Source organism: Baekduia sp., assembly GCF_035685985.1.
Lineage (GTDB): Bacteria > Actinomycetota > Thermoleophilia > Solirubrobacterales > Solirubrobacteraceae > Baekduia.
In genome coordinates, this window is sequence record NZ_DASRZV010000004.1 from 56510 (window position 1) to 78858 (window position 22349).

At 74.6% G+C, this 22349-nt stretch carries 20 protein-coding genes; 12 read left to right on the forward strand and 8 right to left on the reverse strand.

Annotation, left to right across the window (positions count from 1 at the left end; genetic code table 11):
* Nucleotides 1–4: 4 nt before the first annotated feature.
* Both VFG42_RS01070 and VFG42_RS01075 read left to right on the forward strand, forming a co-directional pair.
* Nucleotides 5–409 (forward strand): PaaI family thioesterase, encoded by a 405-nt coding sequence (locus VFG42_RS01070; RefSeq protein ID WP_324904320.1) that lies wholly within the window; start codon nt 5–7, stop codon nt 407–409.
* Nucleotides 410–536: 127 nt separating this feature from the next.
* Nucleotides 537–2177, forward strand: a complete 1641-nt coding sequence (locus VFG42_RS01075) for an AMP-binding protein (protein ID WP_324904322.1) — start codon at nt 537–539, stop codon at nt 2175–2177.
* A gap of 24 nt (nt 2178–2201) precedes the next feature.
* Here VFG42_RS01075 and VFG42_RS01080 read toward each other — a convergent pair whose 3' ends face one another.
* Nucleotides 2202–2702 (reverse strand): DUF1269 domain-containing protein, encoded by a 501-nt coding sequence (locus tag VFG42_RS01080; protein WP_324904324.1) that lies wholly within the window; start codon nt 2700–2702, stop codon nt 2202–2204.
* A gap of 454 nt (nt 2703–3156) precedes the next feature.
* Nucleotides 3157–3870, reverse strand: coding sequence for a FadR/GntR family transcriptional regulator (locus VFG42_RS01085; protein WP_324904326.1), 714 nt, complete (start codon nt 3868–3870; stop codon nt 3157–3159).
* A gap of 68 nt (nt 3871–3938) precedes the next feature.
* Here VFG42_RS01085 and VFG42_RS01090 point away from each other — a divergent pair, with 68 nt between their 5' ends.
* Entirely contained in the window at nt 3939–5255 is a 1317-nt protein-coding gene (locus VFG42_RS01090; RefSeq protein ID WP_324904327.1) for an L-serine ammonia-lyase, read from the forward strand.
* Nucleotides 5256–5298: 43 nt separating this feature from the next.
* Nucleotides 5299–5775, forward strand: coding sequence for a homing endonuclease associated repeat-containing protein (locus VFG42_RS01095; protein ID WP_324904329.1), 477 nt, complete (start codon nt 5299–5301; stop codon nt 5773–5775).
* Here the strand turns inward: VFG42_RS01095 and VFG42_RS01100 are convergent.
* From VFG42_RS01100 to VFG42_RS01120, 5 genes are read right to left on the reverse strand one after another with little or no spacing between them, the layout of a single operon-like run.
* Nucleotides 5696–6502, reverse strand: a complete 807-nt coding sequence (locus VFG42_RS01100) for a DJ-1/PfpI family protein (protein ID WP_324904332.1) — start codon at nt 6500–6502, stop codon at nt 5696–5698. The genes VFG42_RS01095 and VFG42_RS01100 overlap by 80 nt on opposite strands.
* A 3-nt stretch (nt 6503–6505) precedes the next feature.
* Entirely contained in the window at nt 6506–7033 is a 528-nt protein-coding gene (locus VFG42_RS01105; RefSeq protein ID WP_324904334.1) for a hypothetical protein, read from the reverse strand.
* 27 nt (nt 7034–7060) lie between these two features.
* Complete coding sequence (locus VFG42_RS01110; RefSeq protein WP_324904336.1) at nt 7061–7303, reverse strand: hypothetical protein; 243 nt, start codon at nt 7301–7303, stop codon at nt 7061–7063.
* A gap of 1 nt (nt 7304) precedes the next feature.
* Entirely contained in the window at nt 7305–9539 is a 2235-nt protein-coding gene (locus tag VFG42_RS01115; RefSeq protein WP_324904338.1) for a heavy metal translocating P-type ATPase, read from the reverse strand.
* Between the two features lie 3 nt (nt 9540–9542).
* Complete coding sequence (locus tag VFG42_RS01120; protein WP_324904341.1) at nt 9543–10448, reverse strand: hypothetical protein; 906 nt, start codon at nt 10446–10448, stop codon at nt 9543–9545.
* A gap of 121 nt (nt 10449–10569) precedes the next feature.
* Here VFG42_RS01120 and VFG42_RS01125 point away from each other — a divergent pair, with 121 nt between their 5' ends.
* Nucleotides 10570–13470 (forward strand): helix-turn-helix transcriptional regulator, encoded by a 2901-nt coding sequence (locus VFG42_RS01125; protein WP_324904343.1) that lies wholly within the window; start codon nt 10570–10572, stop codon nt 13468–13470.
* Nucleotides 13471–13493: 23 nt separating this feature from the next.
* Here VFG42_RS01125 and VFG42_RS01130 read toward each other — a convergent pair whose 3' ends face one another.
* Nucleotides 13494–14606 (reverse strand): M20 family metallopeptidase, encoded by a 1113-nt coding sequence (locus VFG42_RS01130; RefSeq protein WP_324904345.1) that lies wholly within the window; start codon nt 14604–14606, stop codon nt 13494–13496.
* A 146-nt stretch (nt 14607–14752) separates the two neighbouring features.
* Here VFG42_RS01130 and VFG42_RS01135 point away from each other — a divergent pair, with 146 nt between their 5' ends.
* From VFG42_RS01135 to VFG42_RS01165, 7 genes are read left to right on the forward strand one after another with little or no spacing between them, the layout of a single operon-like run.
* A complete protein-coding gene (locus tag VFG42_RS01135) occupies nt 14753–16423 on the forward strand; it encodes a peptide ABC transporter substrate-binding protein (protein ID WP_324904347.1) in 1671 nt (556 codons plus the stop codon).
* Nucleotides 16420–17391, forward strand: a complete 972-nt coding sequence (locus tag VFG42_RS01140; protein ID WP_324904348.1) for an ABC transporter permease — start codon at nt 16420–16422, stop codon at nt 17389–17391. Before VFG42_RS01135 ends, VFG42_RS01140 begins: the two co-directional genes overlap by 4 nt.
* Nucleotides 17388–18251, forward strand: coding sequence for an ABC transporter permease (locus VFG42_RS01145; protein WP_324904350.1), 864 nt, complete (start codon nt 17388–17390; stop codon nt 18249–18251). The genes VFG42_RS01140 and VFG42_RS01145 overlap by 4 nt, the downstream gene beginning before the upstream one ends.
* On the forward strand, nt 18248–19240 hold the full coding sequence (locus tag VFG42_RS01150; RefSeq protein ID WP_324904352.1) for an ABC transporter ATP-binding protein: 993 nt from the start codon (nt 18248–18250) through the stop codon (nt 19238–19240). The genes VFG42_RS01145 and VFG42_RS01150 overlap by 4 nt, the downstream gene beginning before the upstream one ends.
* The gene (locus tag VFG42_RS01155) at nt 19237–20277 is read left to right on the forward strand and encodes an ABC transporter ATP-binding protein (protein ID WP_324904354.1); all 1041 of its coding nucleotides are present in this window, start codon (nt 19237–19239) and stop codon (nt 20275–20277) included. Before VFG42_RS01150 ends, VFG42_RS01155 begins: the two co-directional genes overlap by 4 nt.
* Nucleotides 20274–21353, forward strand: a complete 1080-nt coding sequence (locus VFG42_RS01160; RefSeq protein ID WP_324904356.1) for a M42 family metallopeptidase — start codon at nt 20274–20276, stop codon at nt 21351–21353. The genes VFG42_RS01155 and VFG42_RS01160 overlap by 4 nt, the downstream gene beginning before the upstream one ends.
* Entirely contained in the window at nt 21353–22330 is a 978-nt protein-coding gene (locus tag VFG42_RS01165; protein ID WP_324904358.1) for an alpha/beta hydrolase-fold protein, read from the forward strand. The genes VFG42_RS01160 and VFG42_RS01165 overlap by 1 nt, the downstream gene beginning before the upstream one ends.
* Nucleotides 22331–22349 lie beyond the last annotated feature (19 nt).

Sequence of the window (22349 nt, forward strand, 5' to 3'; positions counted from 1 at the left end):
GTTCATGGATGTGTCGAAGCCCGCGCCCTATGACGAGTTCTACGGTCTGGAGGTCACGCGCTGCGACGCGCTCGGCGTCGCCGGGTCGGTCGTGGTCCAGCCGCACCACCTCCAGCCGATGGGCCTCGTCCACGGCGGCGTCTACGCCAGCATCGGCGAGGCGCTCGCATCGCTGGGCACGAACTGGCACGTGGCGCCGGACGGGCTGCTCGCGCTCGGGATGACCAACGCGACGAGCTTCATGCGGCCGATCGCCGACGGGGCGATCCACGGGACGGCGGAGCCGCGGCACCAGGGGCGCTCCACCTGGGTCTGGGACGTCGACATGCGCGACGACGCGGGTGCCCTGTGCGCGGTGAGCCGCGTCACGCTCGCCGTCCGCCCGGCGGCGCGCGCGGGACTTCGGTGAGCAATCAGGTGCGCTCGCGGGTCTGGGGGAGGTCCGCGCGGCCCGCGCCGGCCGCACGGCGCCGAGCCCGTCGCGTCGTCGCCGCGAACAGTTGACGGGGCAGCACGGTGCTACGTAGCATGACGGCGTGGCCGATCGGTACACCGCGCATGTCGACACGTTCGCCTGGGACGGCCTTCCGCCCGCGGAGACCTCGCCGGAGCTGCTCTTCGACCTGCCGGGGCTGCGGTACCCCGATCGCCTCAACGCGGCCGCGGCGCTGCTCGACGAGGCGCTGGACCGCTTCGGCGATCGTCCCTGCGTCCACACCGAGGACGGGGTCTGGACCTACGCCGAGCTGGCCGCGCGGTCGAACCGGATCGCGCGGGTGCTCGTCGAGGACATGGGGTTGGTCGCCGGCAACCGCGTGCTGTTGCGCGGGGCCAACTCGCCGGAGCTGATCGCCTGCTGGTTCGCCGTCCTGAAGGCCGGCGGGGTGGCCGTGACGACGATGCCGCTGCTGCGCGAGGGCGAGCTCGCCGAGCTCGTCGAGCGCGCGCGGGTCAGCCACGCGCTCACCGACGCGCGGATCGCCGGGGAGCTGATCGCGGCGCGGGGCCGGAAGCCGGTGCTCCGCGAGCTGCTCACGTTCGGCCCCGGCGGCGAGCTCGACGGCCGCGCGGCGGGCAAGGCGGCCGACTTCGCGGCCGTGGAGACGGCGGCCGACGACCCCGCGCTGATCGCGTTCACGTCGGGGACGACCGGCGCGCCCAAGGGCTGCATCCACTTCCACCGCGACGTGCTGGCCGTGTGCGACACCTACGCGCGCCACATCGTGGCCCCGGTGCCCGACGACGTCTTCACCGGGACCCCGCCGATCGCCTTCACCTTCGGGCTCGGCGGGCTCGTCCTCTTCCCGCTGCGCTTCGGCGCCTCGACCGTCCCGGTCGAGCAGCCGAGCGCCGACGCGCTGCTGGACGCGATCCGGACCCGGGGCATCACCACCATCTTCACCGCGCCGACCGCGTACCGCGCCATGCTGCGCCATGAGGGCCTCGCCGCGGTCACGTCGCTGCGCACGTGCGTGGCGGCGGGCGAGCCGCTGCCGGTGGCCACGTCGGACGCGTGGTTCGAGCGGACCGGCATCCGCATCCTCGACGGCATCGGCTCGACCGAGATGCTGCACATCTTCATCTCGGCGCCGCCCGGCGAGGTCCGCCCGGGGGCGACGGGGCGCCCGGTGCCCGGCTACCGGGCGATCGTCGTCGACGAGGACATGCGCGAGCTGGGTCCCGGCGTCGTCGGCCGGCTCGCGGTGCGCGGTCCGACCGGCTGCCGCTACCTCGACGACGCGCGGCAGGCCGACTACGTCGTGGACGGCTGGAACCTCACCGGCGACGCGTTCCGCGTCGACGAGGACGGCTACTTCTGGTTCCAGGCGCGCGCCGACGACATGATCATCTCGGCGGGCTACAACATCTCCGGGCTCGAGGTCGAAGCGACGCTGCTGGAGCACGAGGCGGTCGCCGAGTGCGCGGTGGTCGCCGCGCCGGACGAGGAGCGCGGCCACGTCGTCAAGGCCTACGTGGTGGTGGCCCCCGGCCACGTCGCGGGGGAGGAGCTGGCGGCCGCGCTGAAGGACCACGTCAAGGCGCGGATCGCGCCGTACAAGTACCCCCGCGCGGTGGCGTTCATCGATGAGCTGCCCAAGACGCAGACCGGGAAGGTGCAGCGGTTCCGTCTGCGCGAGCTTCAACCGCCGGTCGCGGGCGGCGAGACGTCCACCTGACGTCGGGGCGTCGGGCCTCCGACCTCAGCCCTTCTGGGCCTGTTCGAGGTCCTTCTCGAACTGCTCGGCGTCGGCGTCGAGCCGCTTCTCGACGCGCTTGGTCGCGTGGTCCAGCGCGCGGTCCAGCGCCTCGGTGAGCTCGTCGCGCCCGATGACGACCAGCCCGGCCTCGCCGGCGTCCAGGGCCTCGCCCAGCTCCTTGAGGTCGCCGCGCGACAGCCCGCGCCAGAGGTGGCCGACCAGGCCGCCGGCCGCCGCGCCGACGACGGCGCTGCCGATCAGCGACGGCGGGAACAGGATGCCGAGCAGCGCGCCGACGCCCGCGCCGGTCCAGGCGCCGTGCTGGGTCGGCTTCTCGTGCTTGTGGACGTGGACCTTGCCGTCGGCGTCCTTGGTCACGATCGCCGCGTCGTAGGTGCCGACGACGCCGTCGGCGTGCAGCCGGCGCAGGGCGTCGTAGTCGGCGCGCGCGTCCGCCTCGGTCTCGTAGGCGGCGAGGTACAGGAACATCGGGTGGTCGGCCATCTGGCGTCCTTTCGTCTCGTTGGGGCGGAGCGGCGCGTGGCCCCAACACGCGGCGTACGCGTTCGGTGGTGGGGCGGCGCGCGGTTCCGCACGACCTCACGACGGGCGGAGCATCGCGTGGCCCCAGGCGAGCGCGCCTCACCCCCACGGGGTGAGCAGGGCAGCCGGCGTGGACCTCATCCGGGATTCGGCGGGCCGGTGAGCATGCCCACGGGCGGGTCGTGACATGAGCACGGCACACGCAACCGAAGCGGCGTTCGTGAAGGAGCTCGGCAAGCTCGCGACCGCCGACATCGCGTGGGCTACGGGCGCGGACGAGACGTCGGCTCGGGCGTGGGTGCGTGGCTGTCCGCGCGGCGGGGAGGGCGCCATCTACCAGTCGGTCGTCCAGGGCCTGATCATCCGGCCGGCCGTGTCGGTGGACATGTGGGCGCGCCGCGGCGCGCGCACGGCCCTAGTCGCTCGTTCGCTCGGGCGTCGTGAAGAGGCGGGCGGAGCCGCGGAGGTGGCTGGTCATCTCGCTGGCGGCGCGCTCGGGGTCGCGGTCGCCGATCGCCTCGACGATCGCGCGGTGGGCGCGGAGGGACTCCGGCGGCCGGCCCGGGATCGAGAGCGACGCGGCGGAGGTGCGGTCGACGGCGTCGGCGATGCTCTCGTAGAGCTGCGCGAGCATCGGGTTGTGCGCCGCGGCGACGATCGCGCGGTGCAGCGCGGCGTCGGCCTGGGCGCCCTCGTCCTCGTGGTCGATCGCCGACCGCATGGCGTCGAGCGCGGCGCGCATCCGCGCGAGGTCGGCGTCGGTCGCGCGCCGCGCCGCCAGGCGCGCCGCGTGGACCTCGATGGCCTCGCGCGTCTCCCAGACCATCGCGTGGTCGACCTCCGACGACAGCATCGCCAGGGCCAGCGAGGTCGCGACCTCCTCGCCGGTGTGCACGAGGAACGCGCCGTCTCCGTGGCGCACGTCGATCATGCCGATCGACCGCAGCGTGGTGAGCGCCTGGCGGACCGACGTCCGGCTCACGCCGAGGCTGTTGGCGAGCTCGCGCTCGCTGGGAAGGCGGTCGCCGGGGGCGAGCTGCCGCGCGGCGATGAGATCGCGCAGCCGGTTGGCGATCTCCTCGTAGAGCGGCGCGCGGCGGATGGGGGACAGGTCGGAGATGCGGCACAACCTAGCGCGGACGCGCGTCGCGGATCGAGGACTTGCGGTCCAGTGGTCTAGCCAGTACGTTGCCCGGCGTGTTGGCCAGCACCTTCGAGCTCTTCCGCGTCGGCATCGGTCCCTCGAGCAGCCATACCGTGGGGCCGATGCGCGCCGCGCGGCGGGTCTCCGAGGCCCTGCGCGACGCCCCCGTCCGGGAGCTGCGGGTCGTCCTGCACGGCTCGCTCGCGCTCACGGGCCGGGGTCACGGCACCGACCGCGCCCTCGTCGCCGGCCTCCTCGGCGAGGATCCGGAGACCGTCGACCCCGCGGCCGTGCTCGCGCTGGAGCGCGTCCCGGCGACCGTGCGGCTGCACGGTCGCGAGGTGGCCTACTGGTTGGACCTCCAGACCCGCGGTGGGCCGGTCGGCCATCCCAACGCCATGCGGTTCGTCGCCGTCGGCGACGACGGCGCGGTGCTGGCGGACCGCACCTTCCGATCGATCGGCGGCGGCTTCGTCACCGAGGACGGCGTCCCCGACGAGCGCGCGCCGGTCGACCTGCCCCACGCCTACGCGAGCGCCGCCGAGCTGCTCGCGTGCGCCGACGCGCTCGGGTCGGTGTCGGCCGTGACCGCCGCCAACGAGGCGGCCCGCCGCCCGGCGGAGGAGCTGGAGCCGGCGCTGCGCGCGATCGCGCGGGCGATGGACGAGGCGATCGAGCGCGGGCTGCGCGCGGAGGGCGTCCTCCCGGGGCCGCTGGGCGTGCGCCGGCGCGCCGCTCGGCTGCTCGCCGACCTCGCCGCGCCCGGCCAGGACGGGCCGCTGGAGGCGCTGGAGTGGGTCGGGCTGTGGGCGATGGCGGTCAACGAGGAGAACGCCGCCGGCGGCCGGATCGTCACCGCCCCGACCAACGGCGCGGCCGGGATCCTGCCCGCGGTCCTGCGCTACGCCCAGACCTTCGAGGGCGCCGGAGACGACGACGCCGCGCGGATGCTCCTGGCCGCGTCCGCCGTCGGGGCGCTGATCAAGGACAAGGCCTCGATCTCCGGCGCCGAGGTCGGCTGCCAGGGCGAGGTCGGCTCCGCGGCCGCGATGGCGGCGGCCGCGTTGGCGGAGGCCCTCGGCGGGACGCCGGCCCAGGTGCTCAACGCCGCGGAGATCGCCCTGGAGCACCACCTGGGGATGACCTGCGACCCGATCGCGGGCCTCGTGCAGGTGCCGTGCATCGAGCGCAACGCGATCGGCGCCGGGAAGGCCATCGCCGCCGCCAAGCTCGCGCTGCGCGGCGACGGCCGCCACGTCGTCTCGCTCGACAGCGCGATCGAGGCGATGCGCCGCACGGGCCTGGACATGAACGACAAGTACAAGGAGACGTCGCGTGGAGGCCTTGCCGTCAGCGTGCCCGCCTGCTGAGCTCGAGGTCGACGCGCCGCGGACCCCGCGTCGCCCCGCGGCCATGACCAGCGCCGAGATCCTCGACGCGATCCGGCGCTGGAACGAGCTGTACGGCGAGCCGCCGACGATGGCCGACTGGGACCCGTATCGCGCGCGCCAGGTCGGGCAGGCCTGGCGCGTCGCGCGCTATGACCAGGGCGGCTGGCCGAGCGCGCGCACGGTGCGCAACCACTTCGGCCGCATGTCGGAGGCCGTCGCCGCCGCCGGCCTGGTGCCGCGCCGCCAGGGCCAGCATCGCCCGCAGCCGGAGGCCGCGCTCGACCAGGGCACGCTGCTGCACCTCGCGCACCTGCGGGCGCAGCGCGAAGGCCAGTGCACGCCGATGGTCCTGGCGGCCGCGGTGCGCGAGGTGTCCCGAGCGCACGCGGCGAGCAGCAACGGCGACCTGAAGGTCGCGCTCATCGACCTCGCCGCCGCGGCCCTCTCGTGGGCGCGGGCGACCGAGGAGGAGGCCGACGGCGAGGCGCTGGCCGGCTAGCCGCGTGACCGCGCCGGGCGGCCGCGACGGCGGCGGCGCGGGCGCGGGCGAGCCGTGCGGCGACGCCGTGGCGCTGGATGCGCGCGGCGGCGCGCAGCGGCCGGTCGCCGAGCAGGATGCGCAACGCCATGCGCAGGGTGCCGGCGTCGACCTTCTCGGGGTCGCCCGCGTCGAACGGCGGCTGCGGGTCGTACTCGATGACGAGCTGCAGCGTCTCGGCCAGCGGCCGGCCGAAGACGCGCTCGGTGAGCGTCAGCGCCAGGTCGATCCCGGCGGACACGCCGGCGCCGCTGATGTGCCGGCCGTCCCAGACGACGCGGTCGGGCGAGACCGTCACGCCCATCGCGCGCAGCGGGTCGCGGAACCCCCAGTGGGTCGTGACGGTCTTGTCGCCGAGCAGCCCGGCGGCGGCGTAGAGGCCCGCGCCCGTGCAGACCGAGGCGGTCCACCGGCAGCCCGGGGCGGCGTCGGCGATCCAGCTCACCAGGCACCGATCCTCCAGCACCGGCAGCGGGTGCTCGCTGCCCGGCACCACGATGAGCTCCGGCCGGCCGATGGTGGCCGGGGTGTCGGTCGGGAGGACGGTCAGGCCGCGGTCGCAGCGCACGGGGTCCATCGTGGTGGCGACGAAGCGCACCTCGGCCCCGGGCCATCGGCTGATGACCTCGTAGGGCCCCGTGAGGTCGAGCGCCGTGAAGCCCGGGTAGATGACGAAGGCGACGTTCATGGCCTAGGCCTTGGCTCCGGCGGGCACGCGGTCGCCGCGTCCGGCACGGTGGTGGGCGTGGTCGCACGCGTACTCGTCGACCCGCAGGAGCATCGCGACGAGCATCGCCGGCAGCATGACGGCGTGCTCGAGCACCATGGCCGTCCCGAAGCCGATCGCGCCGGCGCCCATGAGCGCCATCGCCGCCAACGCGGGGAGGACCATGGACGCGGCCATCTCGTTGCAGGGACGCCAGGCGTGGCCGTGGCGGCGCATCCAGGCGACCATCGGGACGGTCATGGTGATGGCCATCTGCAGCAGCATCGCCGCCGGCGCCGAGTCCTCGATCGCGCCGCTGCTGGTGCCCAGCAGGCGCAGGACGCCTTCGAGCGGGACGCCGAGCACGAGCATGCCGGCGAACATGACGACGACCATCTCGAGGTAGTGCCGGACGAAGCGCCGGGCCGAGCGGTGGCCGGTGGGGTGGGACGGGGTGGGGGTCATGGCGTTGAGCACCGCCTTGGTGTTGGACGTGGTCTTGGTCGGGGACATCGGGCCGAGGACCCTGAACGGTGGCCCTCAGGGAATGGCGATCGAGGAGACCTCGGCCGCCGCCGTGCGCTGGGCGACGAAGTAGGGCAGCTGCCCGAGCGCGTCCTGGGCGCTGGGCGCGTCGACGAGCCACCAGATCTCGTGGCCGCCGAGCCGGCAGGTGCCGAGCGTCTCTCGGTGACGGAGCGGGCTGTCGTGGCCTCGCCAGGCCGCGAAGGCGACGCCGCACTCGTCCGCGGCGTGCCGGTGGTACAGGAGGAAGCGCGCCATCTCAGGCCTCGAACCGCCGCAGGCGCAGGGCGTTGGCGACGACGCTGACGCTGGAGAACGCCATCGCGGCCGAGGCGACGACCGGGTTGAGCAGCCCGGCGGCCGCCAGCGGCAGCGCGGCCAAGTTGTAGCCGAACGCCCAGGCGAGGTTCTGCTTGATCGTGCGCAGCGTCGCGCGGCTGAGGCGGATGGCCTGGCCGGCGCCGCGCAGGTCACCGGAGACGAGCGTCAGGTCGGAGGCCTCGATCGCGACGTCGGTGCCGGTGCCGATGGCCAGGCCGAGGTCGGCCTGGGCCAGCGCGGGCGCGTCGTTGACGCCGTCGCCGACCATGGCCACCACCTTGCCTTGGTCCTGCAGGCCCTTGACCACGGCGGCCTTGTCGGCGGGCAGGACCTCGGCGATGACCTCGTCGATGCCGACCTCGGCCGCCACGGCGCGCGCGGTCGTCGCGTTGTCGCCGGTCAGCAGGACGGTGCGCAGGCCGAGCGCCTGGAGCTGGGCGATCGCCTCGGCCGACGTCGGCTTGACCGCGTCGGTCACCGAGATCACGGCCAGCGCCCGGCCGTCGGCCGCGAGGAGCACGGCGGTGCGGCCGCGCGCCTCCGCGGCCCGGCGCGCCGCGTCCAGCGCGGCGGGCAGAGCGATCCCCGCCGCGGCCGGCAGCGACGGGCGTCCGACGAGCACGTGGCGGTCGGAGACCGTGCCCTCGACGCCGAGGCCGTCGTGGCTGACGAAGTCGGCGACCGGGGCGAGCGGGCCGCGGGCGGCGGCCGCTCGGGCGATGGCGCGCGCGATCGGATGCTCGGAGCCGTGCTCCAGCGCGCCGGCGAGCGCGAGGGCCTCGTCCTCGTCGATGCCGTCGGCCGTCGCGATCTCGTCGAGGCTCATCTCGCCGGTGGTCACCGTGCCGGTCTTGTCCAAGATGATGGTGTCGACCCGGCGGGTGGACTCCAGCGCCTCCGCGCCCTTGATGAGCAGGCCGAGCTGGGCGCCGCGGCCGGTGCCGACCATCAACGCCGTCGGGGTCGCCAGGCCGAGCGCGCACGGGCAGGCGATGATCAGCACGGCGACCGCGCTGGTGAACGCGAACGTCGCGGCCTGCCCGCTGCCCAGCCAGAAGCACAGCGTGGCGATCGCCAGCGCGATGACGACGGGCACGAAGACGCCCGAGATGCGGTCGGCCAGCCGCTGGGCCGGCGCCTTCCCGGTCTGCGCCTCGGCGACCAGGCGGGCGATCTGGGCCAGCGCGGTGTCGCCGCCGACCCGGGTGGCGCGGACGACGAGGCGGCCGCCCGCGTTGATCGTCGCACCGGCGACGTGATCGCCCGGGCCGACCTCGACCGGGACGGACTCGCCGGTCAGCATGCTCAGGTCGACCGCGGAGCGGCCCTCCTCGACGGTGCCGTCGGTGGCGACCTTCTCGCCCGGTCGCACGACGAAGCGGTCGCCGGCCCGCAGCGCGTCGATCGAGACGCGGCGCTCGGCGCCGTCGGGGTCGAGGATCGCGACGTCCTTGGCGCCGAGCTCGAGCAGGGCCTTGAGCGCGGCGCCGGCGCGGCGCTTGGCCCGCGCCTCGAAGGAACGGCCGGCGAGGATGAACGTCGTGACGATCGCGGCGGTCTCGAGGTAGATCTCGTCGGCGCCGCCACCGGACGACGGGATCAGGTCGAGCCGCATGCGCATGGTGCTCATCCCGGCGTCGCCGAGGAACAAGGCGTACAACGACCACAGCCAGGCGGCGAGCGTGCCGAGGCTGACGAGCGTGTCCATCGTGGCGGTGGCGTGCCGGAGGTTGGTCCAGGCGGCGCGGTGAAACGGCCACGCGCCCCAGAGCACCACGGGGGTGCTCATGGTCAGCGACAGCCACTGCCAGTTGTCGAACTGCAACGGGGAGATCATCGACAGCGCGAGCACCGGCAGCGCGAGCGCCGCGCAGACGACGAGGCGGGCCCGCGGCGCGCGCGCCGGGTCGTCCTGCTCGCCGGCGTCGGAGGCCTCGGCGTCCCGCGCGGGCAGCGTGGCCCGGTAGCCGGCCGCCTCGACCGCGCCGATCAGGGCGTCGGGCGTCACGGCCGCCGGGTCGTACTCGACGGCCGCCGTCTCGGTGGCGTAGTTGACCATGGCGGTGACGCCGTCGAGCTTGTTGAGCCGGCGTTCGACGCGATTGGCGCACGACGCGCAGGTCATCCCGGCGATCGGCAGCTCGAGGCGCGTGGTGGAGGCGATGGCGGTCATGGCTCAGGCGGCGATCTGGGTGAAGGCGGCGGTGTGCACGCGGCCGGCGGTCCGGAACTGCAGGAAGAGCCGATAGGGGCCGCGGGCGCGCAGCTCGGCGTCGAAGGTGATGAGCCCGCCGCGGCGGTCCTCGCTGTTGGGGTGGACGTGCGAGTAGGCGAGGTCCGGGGCGTGGAGCGCGACGAGGTGGCCGTAGGCGCCGAGGTAGGGCTGCAGGTCGCGGACCGGCCGGCCGTCGCGGGTGATGCGGAAGGTCAGCTGGGCCTCGGCGCCGGCCTCGAGGGCCGCGGGGCGCTGCAGCTCGACGTCGTAGCCGTCGGCCCTCGCGCGCAGCCCGGCGCGCGGCAGCCGCCGGTCGGCGCCCGGGCCGGGCGCGACGAGCGTCGTGGCCAGCACGTACTTGCGCCCGCCGACGACGAAGTCGGCGATCGCGCGGTAGCGGCCGGGGCGCGCGACCGCGAGGTCGATCGCGAACGTCCCGTCGGGGCCCAGCCGCGGGTGCAGGTGCTGGTAACCGGTCAGGTCCGTGCGGACGACGATGAGGTGCAGGAGCTTGCCCTGCTCGGGGTCGAACTTCCGGACCGGCCGGCCGTCGCAGCCCATGATCCGGAAGCGCCACGTCGTCGTCGCGCCCGTGGCCAGACGGCTCGACGTGGGCGCCAGCCGCAGGCCCGCCAGCTCGGAGCGGCGGCCGTCGGCGCCCGGGATCGCGGGGATCATCGACGTCTCGCCGTGGCCGTCGCCCGCCATCGCGTCGGCCCGCGGGGCGGCGCGGTCGGCGGCGACCGCGAGGCAGTCCTGGAACGGCGGGAGGGGAGAGGTGGCGGCGCCGAGGGCGGCGGCGCCGCCACCGATCGCGCACAGGCCGGCGGCGAAGGCGGCGAGGCGGCTGACGGAGGAGGAGAGCATGGGGGCAGCCTCCTCGCCGGCCGCCGCGCCGCCATCAGGATCCCACCCGGAGATCGCACCCTGATCCGGTCGGGATCCCGAGTGAGGTGACATGCCGACGCGGCTAGCGTACGGTCGGCCCGTGGCCGCCCCACCCGCCTCATCCCTCGTCGGACGCGAGGTCGAGATCGACGTGCTCGAAGCCGCCCTGGCCGGCCTGGAGGAGCGCCGGCCGCGGGCCGTCGAGATCGCCGGGCCCGCCGGGATCGGCAAGAGCCGCCTGCTCGCCGAGCTGGCCGCGCGCGCGGAGGCGCGCGGCCACGTCGTGCTCGCCGGCGCGGGCGCCGAGCTGGAGCAGGACCTGCCGTTCTGGGTGTTCGTCGACGCGCTGGACGACTACGTCGAGGGCCTCGACCCGCGCAAGCTCGACCGGCTCGACGCGCGTGTCCGATCCGAGCTGGCCCAGGTGCTGCCGGCCCTGGACGGCGACGCGGTGGCCGGCGGCGCGGCGATCCACGAGCGCTACCGGATCCACCGGGCGATGCGGGAGCTTCTCGAGCGGCTCGCCGCGACCAAGCCGCTGGTGCTGATCCTCGACGACTTCCACTGGGCCGACGCGGCGTCGACCGACCTGCTCGTCGCCCTGCTGCACCGGCCTCCGGCCGCGGGCGTGCTGCTCGCCGTCGCCGCTCGTCCGCGCCAGCTCGCGCCGCGCCTGGCCGGCGCGCTGGATCGCGCCCGGCGCTCCGGCGCGCTGACGGCCCTGGAGCTGACCGCGCTCACCGCCGACCAGGCGCGCGCGCTGGTCGGGGACCGGGCCGACCGCATCTACGCCGACAGCGGCGGCAACCCGTTCTACCTCGAGCAGCTGGCGCGCGTCCCGGGGGCGGTCGCCGACGGCGAGCACCTGCGGCTGAGCGGCGTGCAGGTGCCGGCGGCGGTCGTCGCGGCCCTGGCCGACGAGCTGACGCTGCTCGACCCCGCGGCCCGGCTCGTGCTCAACGGCGCCGCGGTCGCGGGCGACCCGTTCGAGCTCGACCTCGCCGCGGTCGCCGCCGACCTGCCAGAGCCCGCCGTCCTCGAGGCCCTCGACGAGCTCGCCCGCCTGGAGTTCGTGCGCGCCACCGACCTCCCGCGGCGCTTCCGGTTCCGCCACCCGATCGTGCGCCGCGCCCTCTACGAGGCGACGCCCGAGGGCTGGCGGATCGGCGCCCACGCCCGGGTCGCGGACGCGCTCGGCGGCCGCGGCGCGCCGGCGGCGGCGCGCGCCCACCACGTCGAGCGAGCGGGCCGTCACGGCGATCCCGCCGCGGTCGCCGTGCTGCGCGAGGCGGGCGAGGAGACGCGCCACCGCGCGCCGGACGCCGCGGCCCGCTGGCTGGCGGCCGCGCTGCGGCTGCTGCCGGCCACGGCCCCGGCCTCGGAGCGTGTCCAGCTGCTGCTGCCCATGGCACAGGCGCAGGCCGCCACCGGCCGCTTCGACCTGAGCCACGCGACGCTGCTGGAGACGCTCGACCTCCTGCCGCGCGACGAGGTCGCCCAGTGGGTCGAGGTGTCGACCTGGTGCGCGCGGGTCGAGCACCTCCTCGGCCACCACGAGACGGCGCAGCGGCGGCTGCTCGCGACGCTGGACGCCGTTCCGGACGAGGACTCCGACGAGGGGTTGGCGGTGCTGGTCGAGCTGGCGCTCGACGGGCTGAACCGCATGGACTACAAGTCGATGCGTGGGTGGTCGGAGCGCGCGATGGCGGTCGCCGACCGTCGTGGCGACCCGCTGCTCCAGGCCGCCGGGGCCGCGGCCGCGGCGCGCGGCCTGGCGTTCTCGGGCGCCGCCGCCGAGGCCGGCCCCGTGTGCGACCGTGCCGCCGCGCTCGTCGACGCGCTCTCCGACACGGAGCTGGCCCGGCGGCTGGACGCGATCGTCCACCTGGCCGGCGGGGAGCTCTACCTCCACCGCTTCGCCGACGCGTCGCGGCACGCCGAGCGCGCGCTGGCCATCGGCCGGGAGACCGGACAGCATCAGCTGTTCCCGGTCGCGTTCGCGATCCTGGCCATGACGAGCCTGTTCCTCGGCCCGCTCGGCGAGGCGCTGGATCCGCTGGAGGGCAACGTCGAGGCGGCGCGCCTGTCGCGCAACGCCCAGACCATCTCCTGGAGCCTGTACGGGCTCGGGAAGGTCGCGATCGCCGCCGGCGACGTGCAGCGAGGCCTGGCGGCGGCCCAGGAGGCGGTCGACGTGGCCGACGACGGCAAGCCCAGCCATCACGTCGCCTATGCCGCGTTGACGCTGGTCGAGGCGCACCTGCTGACCGGCAAGCCCGAGCGCGGCGTCCCGCTGCTGGAGCGGGCCGCGGGCGGGCCCGACCTGCCGCTGATCGCCGACAGCTGGCGCGCCTACCACCTCGAGCTGGTCACCCGCGTCCGGCTGGCGCTCGGCGACCGGGCCGCCGCACGGCGCGCCGTCGAGCTGGCCGACGAGAGCGCCGCGGCGGTCGGGCTGCCGCTGGCGCGGTCGTGGGCGGATCGCGCCGCCGCCGCCCTGGCCCTCGAGGAGGGCGCGGCCGCGCCCGCCGCCCAGCTCGCGCTCGGGTCGGCCGCCGTCGCCGACGCGGCGGGCGGCCGGATGGAGGCCGCGCGCTCCCGCGCGCTGGCCGGCCGCGCTCTCGCCCAGGCCGGGGACCGCGACGGCGCCGTGGAGGCGCTGCGGCGGGCCGCCGCCACGTTCGCCGAGGTCGGCGCCGAGCGCGACCGCGACGCCGCCGAGCGGGAGCTGCGCGCGCTGGGTCAGCGGGTGCGCCGGCGTCCGCCGCCGGCGGCCGCGGCGGCGGACGGGGTCGCGGGCCTGACCGCGCGGGAGGCCGAGATCGCCCGGCTGATCGTCGACCGCCGGACCAACCGCCAGATCGCCGAGGAGCTGTTCCTCAGCCCGAAGACGGTCGAGACGCACATCCGCAACATCTTCGCCAAGCTCGGGGCCGACTCGCGGGTCGAGGTGGCGCGCATCGTCGAGCGCGCCGACCGCCTCGCCGCCTCGTCCGCGTAGCGGTTCGCCGGGCGCCGCCGGGCTCAGGCGCCCCAGCGGCGGGCGACGGCGGCGAACGCGTCGGCGGCCGCCTCGATCCGCGCGGCGTCGGCCCACTCGTCGGTCTGGTGGGCCTGGGCCGCTTCGCCGGGACCCCAGATCACGGTCGGCGGCCCGCCGTAGGCGGGCGTGAGCGCGGCGGCGTCGGTGAAGTAGGACAGGCCGCGCGGCGTGGGGCGGACGCCGACGACCTCCTCGGCGACGGTGCGGCACAACGCCGCGAACGGGTCGGCGGCGTCGGTCACCACCGGCGCGAGGTCGACCCACGGCGTCAGCGTGATCTCCGGCCCGGCGGCCGCCGCGAGGACCTCGAGCACCGCGGCCGTGCTCATGCCCGGCACGGTGCGGACGTCGATGCCGGCCCGCGCGCGATCGGGGACGGCGTTGACGACGGTGCCGCCGGAGATCGTGCCGATGCTCAGCGTCGGCCCGCCGAGGAGGGGATGCTCGGTCGCGTCGAGCGCGACGTCGGCGATCGCGGCGACCGCCGACGCCAGCGGGACGATCGCGTTGCGCCCGAGGTGGGGCGCCGACCCGTGCGCCGCGACGCCCTCGGCGGTCGCGTTCACCCAGAGCACGCCCTTGTGGCCGAGATGGGGAACGCCGCCCGTCGGCTCGGCGACCAGCACCGCGCCGGCCCGGCCCAGCGCGCCGGCGGCGACCAGGTGGCGCGCGCCCTCGCAGCCCGTCTCCTCGCCGGCGCAGAGGACCAGCTCCAGGGCCGGGCCGGGCGCCTCGGCCGCGACGCGCTCGGCCGCGACCACGATCGCCGCCACGCCGCCCTTCATGTCGCTGGCGCCGCGACCGTGCAGCCGGCCGTCCCGAAGCTCGCCGAAGGGCGGGACCGTCCACGGCGCCCCGCCCAGGGGCACCGTGTCGAGATGGCCGGTCAGGCACAGCGGCGGTCGTCGGCCGTCGCCGGCGAGCCGCGCGACCAGGCTGGTGCGTCCCGGCGCGTGCTCGTGGCGCTCGACCTCCAGCCCCGCGCGCTCGAGGCGCCGCGCGAGCAGCTCGGCGGCCGCGGCCTCCCGGCCGGGCGGGTTGATCGTGTCGAGGCGGACGAGCTCCAGGGCGAGATCGACGGCGGGGCCGGGCATGGGCGCGCAGTATGCCGGACGGCGACCGAAAAGATCATTCATCTTTCTCCTTGATCTTTTGTCTTTGCCTCCCTAGAGTCGCGCCGCCAGGGCAGCCCCACGCGCTCGGAGCGTGGTCGCGCTGCCGTCGACAAGGAGGAGAAGAAGTGACCGTCAAACGCGCGGCTCTCGCCGGAGCCCTGCTCATCGTCGTCTGCGTCGGGGTCGTCGTCGCCCTGTCCGGAGGCAGCGACTCCCAGAACGCCGCCCCGGCCCGGTCGGCGGACGGGCGGTCCGGGGGCGCGCTGCGCATGGGGACCACGAACGGCCTCCCGAACCTCAACCCGTTCGTCACGGTGTCCATCAACGGCCTGGCGCTGTTGCGCCAGATGTACCCCTACTTGGTCCAGTACGACCTCAAGCAGAAGATCGCGCCGGACTTCGCCGGCTCTTGGAAGGCGTCCCAGGGCGGCAAGACGTGGACCTTCCGCACCACGCCGAAGGCGCGGTGGAGCGACGGCCGGCCCCTGACCGCGCGCGACGCGGCCTGGACGATCGATCTGATCAAGAAGTACGCCAAGACGGCGGCCGCCAACCTCGCCGGCTCCCTGTCGCACGTCCAGCGGGTCCGCGCGACCGACGAGCGGACGCTCGTGGTCACCTATGACCGCCCGCGGCCCGACAGCACGGTCCTCGGCGGCCTCACGCGCGTCCCGATCCTGCCCCGGCACATCTGGAGCGCCTACGCCGGCGACGACGGCAAGGCCCTGCAGACCGTGCCGGCCAAGGTGATGGCCGTCGGCGGCGGGCCGTTCACGCTGACGGAGTTCAAGGAGGCGCAGGTCGCGCTCCTGAAGCGCAACGACAACTACTACGGCCCCAAGCCCGCGATCGACGGCTTCGGCCTGCAGATCTTCTCGGCGCCGGAGGTCGAGCTGAACGCGCTGCGCAGCGGCGAGATCGACTGGATCCAGAGCGTGCCGCCGCAGGCCATGTCCACGCTGAGCTCCAACAAGAGCCTCGCCGTCGGCCAGGCCCGCAGCTACAACCAGTGCGTGGTGTCGTTCAACGGCAACGCCGCCCACACCGAGCTGCGCCAGCCGCGGGTGCGCGAGGCGATCGCCAACGGCATCGACGTGCAGGACCTGATCAAGGTGGTCATGAACGGCGCGGCGATCCCCGCCCCGTCGATCGTCCCGGCCGCCTCGCCCGAGTGGCGCGACCCGGCGGTCCAGGCGACGCCGTTCGACGTGGCGGCGGGCAACCGCATCCTCGACGCGCTCGGCTACAAGAAGGGCGGCGGCGGGATCCGCACCGCCAACGGGCACCCGATGTCCTACCGGATCGTCTACAGCGCGATCAACCCGCTGCAGCAGGCGGCGGTCAAGTTGATGGCGACGAGCGTCCGCCGACTCGGGATCCAGCTGATCCCGGCGCCGGCGACGGGCGTCGGCTTCTCCGCCGCGCTGAAGGAGGACGACGGCAAGGGCTTCGACTCGGTCATGGACTGCTGGACCAGCGGCGTCGACCCCGAGTTCATCATGTCCTTCAGCCGGTGCGACGCCATCAAGACGTTCACCGAGACCAACTACTGCAACAAGGAGTTCGACGAGCTCTTCGACGCGCAGAGCGAGGAGGTCGATCCCGCCCGGCGCCGGGACGACATCTTCAAGATGCAGGAGATCCTGGCCCGCGACCGGCCGTGGCAGTGGCTGTTCTCGCCCAACGTGGCCGAGGCGTGGAGCAAGCGGTGGACGGGCTTCACGATCGGGCCCGCCGGCACGCTGAACTCGTTGACCAGCCAGGCGCTGCTCAACGTCCGACGAGTGGACGAATGAGCTCCAGCCGAAGCCAGTACGTCGCGACGAGGGCCGTGCAGTCGTTCGGCACGGTCCTCGTCGCCCTGACGGCCAACTTCCTCATCTTCCGGCTCCTGCCGGGCAACGCGGCCGACGACTTCGCGCGCGTGCCCGGCGCGACGCCCGAGTTGCAGGACGCCCTGCGCGACCAGTTCGGGCTCGACGGCTCGCTGTGGACGCAGTACGTGGCGTACATCAAGCAGTTGCTGCACGGCAACCTGGGCACGTCGTTCTACTCGCGTCAGCCCGTGACGCACGACCTGGCGGTCGCCATCGGCAACTCGTTGCCGATGGTGCTCGCCGGGACGCTGATCGGCATCGGCCTCGGCGTCGCCGTCGGGGCGGTCGCCGCCTGGCGTCGCGGCACCGGCTTCGAGCGCGGCGCCACGGCGGGCGGGCTCGTGTTGTACGCCATGCCGGCGCAGTTCCTCGGCCTGCTGCTGATGATCCTGTTCCACAACGTGCTGCCGATCGCGGGCATGCAGGACGAGTTCGCGCCCGCCGGCCAGTCGACGCTCGCCCACCTCCACGACGTCGGCCGGCACATGATCCTGCCGGCCACGACGCTCGGGCTGATCATCTTCGGCAACTACGTGGTCCTCACCCGCGCGGCCGTGCTGGACACGCTCGGGCAGGAGTACGTGCTCGCCGCGCGCGCCCGCGGGTTCAGCGACGCCTACGTGTTGCGCGAGCACGCGCTGCGCAACGCGGCGCTGCCGATCGTCCACATGGTCGCGCTGTCGCTCGGGTTCATGGTCGCCGGCTCGATCCTGATCGAGACGGTGTTCTCCTGGCCCGGCATCGGCCACGCGGTCTTCCAAGCGGTGCTGGCGCGCGACTACCCCATGTTGCAGGGGGCGTTCCTGACGCTCTCCGTCGCGGTGATCGGGCTGAACTTCTGCGCCGACGTCATCTCGATGCACCTCGATCGGCGGGTGGTCGGATGAGCCGCCTCGCGCGTCTCCATCGCGGCGGCCTGCTCGGTGGCGCGATCGTGGCGACCTTCGCCGCCGTCGCGGTCCTGGCGCCGGTGATCGCGCCCTACGGCGTCGACCAGTCGTTCAGCCAGATCTTCGGCCACCCGTCGCTCGCGCACCCGTTCGGGCTCGACGACTCCACCCACGACGTGCTGACGCGCGTGATGTGGGGCGGTCGGACGTCGCTGTCGATCGGCCTCGCCGCGACCGCCATCGCCGTGCTGCTCGGCACCACGGTCGGCGTGCTGGCCGGGTACTCGCGTGGCCTGGTCGATCACGCGCTGATGCGCATCACCGACTACGTGCTCGTCCTGCCCAGCATCCCGCTGGTCATCGTCGTGATCGCGACGTGGGGGCCGAGCGTGTCGCACCTGGCGATCGTGATCGGCCTGCTGCTGTGGACGACGACCGCGCGCCTGGTGCGCGCCCAGGTCAAGAGCATGCGCGAGCTGGTCTACGTCCGGCGCGCCGTGTCGCTGGGCGCGAGCGACGCGCGGATCGTGACGCGCTACATCCTGCCCCAGGTCACGCCGCTGGTCCTGGCCAGCGCGGTGCTCACGCTCGCGCACGCGATCTTCGTGGAGGCGGCGCTCGCGTTCCTCGGGCTCGGCGATCCGGGGTCGGTCTCCTGGGGCACGATGATCGAGGCGGCGTTCCAGCGCACGGCGGTCTCGGCGGGAGCGTGGTGGACGATCGTCGCCCCGGGCACGTGCATCGCGGTCTTCATCCTCGCGTGCAGCCTGCTGTCGAGGGCGTCGGAGGAGGCGCTGAACCCGCGGTTGCGGGTCGCCTACCTCTCGGCCCGCGGACCGAGGATCGTGCCGCGATGACCGCCGTGCAGACGGAGCGCTCGACCGCGCTGGACGTCCGAGGCCTGCGGGTCGAGTTCGACGGCGGCGACGCCGGGCCGCTGGTCGCGGTGCGCGACGTGAGCCTCGACGTGGGCGCCGGCCGGCTGCTCGGGCTCGTCGGCGAGTCGGGGTGCGGCAAGTCCACCACCTTGCTCGCCATGGTCGGCCTGCTGTCCGGCGCGGCGACGATCTCCGGCGCGGTGCGGCTCGCGGGCCAGGAGCTCTTCACGGCCGACCAGCAGGCGCTGCGACGGGCCCGCGGCGTCGGCATCGCGCTGGTCCTCCAGGCCTCGATGAGCACGCTGAACCCGGTCAGGAAGATCGCCGCGCAGATCACCGAGCCGCTCGTCTACCACGGGCTGCTCGGCCCGGCCGCCGCCCGGGAGCGGGCGCGCGAGCTGCTGGCCCTGATGCGCCTGCCCGCGCACGTGGGCGAGGCGTTCCCGCACGAGCTCTCGGGCGGGATGCGCCAGCGGGCGTCGATCGCCGTGGCGCTCGCGCCCGATCCGAAGGTCCTGCTGCTCGACGAGCCGACCACCGCGCTGGACGTCATCGCCCAGGCCCGCGTGCTCGAGCTGATCCGGACGGTCGCGCGGGAACGCGAGATCGCGGTCGTGCTCGTCACCCACGACCTGCCGCTGGTCGCCCACTACTGCGACGAGGTCGCGGTCATGTACGGCGGCGAGGTCGTCGAGCGCCGCCCGACGACGCGCTGGGACGAGGAGCCGTGGCATCCGTACACGCGGATGCTGCTCGCCTCGACGCCGGACCTGCTCGACGCCGAGCTGCCGGCGACGATCCCCGGCACGCCGCCGCGGCTGGACCAGCTGCCGGCCGGATGCCCGTTCGTCGACCGCTGCGACCGCGCGCTGACGGAGTGCGCGACCGTGCGCCCGGCGCTGGACCCGGTCGGACCCGAGCATCGCGTGGCCTGCCACGTCGTGCGCGACGACGGAGGTGAACGATGACGATGGCGGCGACGACCTCCGACGGCGGGCCGGTGCTGTCGCTGGAAGACCTGAGCATGGGCTTCGGGGCGCGGCGCGGCCTGGCCGGGGTGCTCGGGCGCAAGCCACAGGAGCGCCGCGTCCTGCACGACGTCTCCCTGGACGTCGGTCCGGGCGAGATCGTCGCGCTGGTCGGCGAGTCGGGCAGCGGGAAGACGACGACCGCGCAGCTCGCGCTGCGCCTGATGACGCCCGCGAGCGGGCGCGTGGTGTTCGAGGGACGCGACATCACGGGGCTCACGCCCCGTCAGCTGCGGCCGCTGCGGACGCGCATGCAGATGATCTACCAGGACCCCTACGAGTCGCTGAACCCGCGGCACCGGGTCGCGGAGATCCTGCTGGAGCCGCTGCGCATCCACGGGCGTCTGAGCGGCTCGGCGGCCGACCGCGACGAGCGGGTGACGCGCGCGCTGGCCTCGGTCGGGCTCACGCCGCCGGAGAAGTACAAGGACCGCTACCCGCACGAGCTGTCCGGTGGCCAGCGCCAGCGCGTGGCGATCGCCTCCAGCCTGATGCTCGAGCCGCGCCTGCTCGTCGCCGACGAGCCGGTGTCGATGCTCGACGTCTCGGTCCGGGCGGGGATCCTGTCGCTGCTGGTCACGCTCAAGGCGGAGCTGGGGCTCGGGGTCCTGTTCATCACGCACGACCTGTCGACGGCCGTGTCGTGCGCCGACCGCATCGCGGTCATGTACCGCGGGCGGATCGTCGAGCTGGGACCCGCCCGGTCGGTGATCGCCGCTCCGCGGCACCCGTACACGCGCGACCTCGTGGCCGCCGTGCCGCGGCGCGGCTCGCGATCCGGTCCGCCGGTGGTGGCTCCCGAGGAGGACACCGAGGACCAGGTCGCGGGGGAGGAGCCCGACGGCTGCCCGTATGCCGCCCGATGCCCGCTCGTCCAGGAACCCTGCCGGACGTGGACGCCGGAGCTGGAGGCGTCGGACGACGCCGGCGCTCCCCGCGCGGTCGCGTGCCGGCGCGCCGAGGAGATGACCCGATGACGCTGCCCGACGACGATCGGATCCTCGAGCTGGTGCGGTCCTACACGGCGGTGCACGGCTCCGCCGGCCATGAGGCACGCGTCGCCGAGCACGTCCGCGCGCGGTGGGTCGGCCTGGGCGTCGACGTCGGCGTCGACGGGCTCGGCAACGTGATCGGCGCGGTCGGCGGCCGCGGGCCGCGGACGCTGGTCGCCGCCCACATGGACGAGATCGGCTTCGTCGTGCGCAAGATCACCGACGCGGGGTTCCTGCTGCTCGACGTCGCCGAGGGGCGCCGCCGCGACTCGATCGCCCGCCGCTTCGCGGTCGGCCAGCGCGCGGTCGTGCTCGGGCGCGAGGGCGTCGTCGCCGAGGGCGTGTTCGCCGCGGCCAGCGGGCACATCATCTCCCGCCGGCAGCTGGAGTCTCCCGACCTGTACGTCGACGACATCTTCGTCGATCTCGGCGTGGACTCCCGCCGGGAGGCCGAGGCGCTGGGCATCCACGTCGGGGCGGCGGTCGTCTGGCGCGGGGAGACGAGCCGGCTCGGGAGCAAGGTGGTGGCCAAGGCGCTCGACGACCGGATGATGCTGGTGGTCATCGACCTGCTGCTCCAGGCGATCGATCCGGCGCGGCTGGCGGTGGAGCTGCACGTCGCCGCCACGGTGCAGGAGGAGAACGGCTTCCACGGGGCGCGAGGGCTCGTCGCGTCGCGGCGCTTCGACCAGGCGGTCGCGCTCGACGTCGGCCTGGCGGGCGACATCCCCACCGTCGATCCCGACGAGATCGACAATGGGCTCGGGCGTGGCCCGGTCGTCGCGCACAAGGACCAGCAGGTCGTCTACTCGCGCGACGTCGCGTGGCAGCTGAGCGACGCCGCGCGGCGCGCGGGCGTGGGGATCCAGCATGGCGTGTTCCCCAACTACGGCAGCGACGGCATCGCCTTCATCGACGCGGGCATCCCGACCGGCCTGCTGTGCACGCCGGCGCGCTACACGCACACGGCGATCGAGATGGCCGCGCTCGCCGACATCCGCGCCACGGTGCGGGTGCTGGCCGAGCTGTGCGCGCCGGGCGCGGCGCCGCGGGTGGCGTAGTGCTTCATGTCGAGACGATCGAGGGCGCGCGGCTGGCCGGCAACCTGCTCGGCAACGCGACCGCGCGCCCGCTCGTCGTGCACCTGCCCGACGGCTACTCGGAGTCCTCGGACCGTCGCTACCCGACCGTCTACCTGCTGCACGGCTACGTCGCCCGCGCGCTCTCGTGGACGCAGGGCCCGATGCTCGCGGCGGGGACGCTCAAGCCGCCGATCGGCGACGTCGTGGCGGACGCCGTCGCGCGTCACCACGCGCGCGAGGTCATCCTCGTCATGCCCGACGGGTGGAGCCGGTTCGGCTGCGGCCAATGGGTCGACTCGCCGGTGACCGGGCACTTCGAGCAGCACCTGCTGCACGACGTCGTCGCGCACGTCGACGCGACGTACCGCACCATCCCCGAGGCGGCCTGCCGCGGGATCATGGGCATCTCGTCCGGCGGCTTCGGCGCGTGGCACCTGAGCACGCGCAACCCCGACGTCTTCGGGGCGGCGGCGCTCCTGTCGGCCGACGCGCTGTTCGAGGTCACCCAGAAGCCGTTCTTCTATCGGTACTTCGACCGACTGCATCCGGCGTCGCCGAGCGGGCCGATCGACGGCGACATCGACTCCTACATGTGCTATGGCCTGTCGCAGGCCTACAGCCCGGACCTCGCCGCGCCGCCCTTCTACGCGGGCTTCCCGATCGACCATCCCAGCGGCGACGTCGTCGAGGAGCGCTGGCAGCGCTGGCTGGCGCTGGACCCGGTCGTCTCGTGGGCGTCGCGGCTGGATGCCCTGCGGCGGTTGCGCGGCCTCCTGCTCGACGTCGGCGCCAACGACGAGCACGGCCACCACTACGGCCACCGCGTCCTCAGCCGGCGCCTCGCCGGTGCCGGGGTGGCCCACGACGTCGAGGAGCACGACGGCACGCACACGAGCCGGATGTTCGAGCGGATCGCGTTCGCGCTCGGCTGGCTCTCGGGCGTGCTCGAGGCCTGATCCGTCCGCCGATCGGCTT